The following is a 710-nucleotide window of genomic DNA, read 5'->3' as shown; positions in this document are numbered from 1 at the left end:
TGCTCGGTGGTGGCAGCTGCCAACCCGGTGTACGGACAGGTGCGGGCGCCCGTGTGGCGCTGCGTGCACAAGCCCAGCGTGCCCTGACATGCCGCCGCAGTACGACAAGTCCAAGAAGCCGCAGCAGAACGTGGGGCTGCCCGACTCGCTCCTCTCCCGCTTTGACCTGCTGTTCATCGGTGCGTCACGCGGCCCGCCCCGCCCCTCGCCCTCGCGCTGACCCTGGCGCGCAGTGCTGGACGAGCTGGATGCGGAGCACGACCGCAGCATCGCCAGCCATGTACTGGCCACGCATCGCTACCAGCGCCCCGGGCAGGTGCGCAGCTCGCGCTGCTCTCGTTGTTGCTGTTGTCGCCGCCGCCGCCGCCGCCACCGCCGCCGCCTCCACCGATGCTGCTGCTGTGACTGCTACTGCTGTTGTGGTCGTCGTCGCCGCCGCCGCTGCTGCCGCTACCGCTGCTGCTGCCGCTACCGCTGACGGCCACGCGCGTGCAGGAGGGCATTCCCATCCCGCTGGGCGGCGCGGTGGGCGAGGAGGAGGAGGAGGAGGCCGCCGAGAAGCAGGAGGAGGAGACGAAGGTGTTCCAGAAGATTAGCCGCCTGCTGCACGGCGGCGTGGAGGCTGAGATTGAGCGGGCGGGGGGGCGCAAAGCGGTGCGTGCTGTTGCGCGCGATGCGAGACTGGCTGCGCTGCCGCCCCATGCGCTGCC

Annotated in this window: 2 protein-coding genes; both read left to right on the top strand. The window is 71.0% G+C overall.

Annotated elements, in window-relative coordinates:
• The first annotated feature begins 88 nt into the window (after positions 1–88).
• Entirely contained in the window at positions 89–220 is a 132-nt protein-coding gene (locus ACK4SE_RS13990; protein WP_409693930.1) for a hypothetical protein, read from the top strand.
• Between the two features lie 197 nt (positions 221–417).
• On the top strand, positions 418–710 hold a 293-nt coding region (locus tag ACK4SE_RS13985; protein ID WP_409693928.1), incomplete at its 3' end, for a hypothetical protein.

The organism is Brevundimonas sp., from assembly GCF_046293315.1.
GTDB lineage: Bacteria > Pseudomonadota > Alphaproteobacteria > Caulobacterales > Caulobacteraceae > Brevundimonas.
The sequence above is the reverse complement of the archived record's forward strand: the minus strand, read 5'-3'. Positions and strand labels throughout refer to the sequence as shown.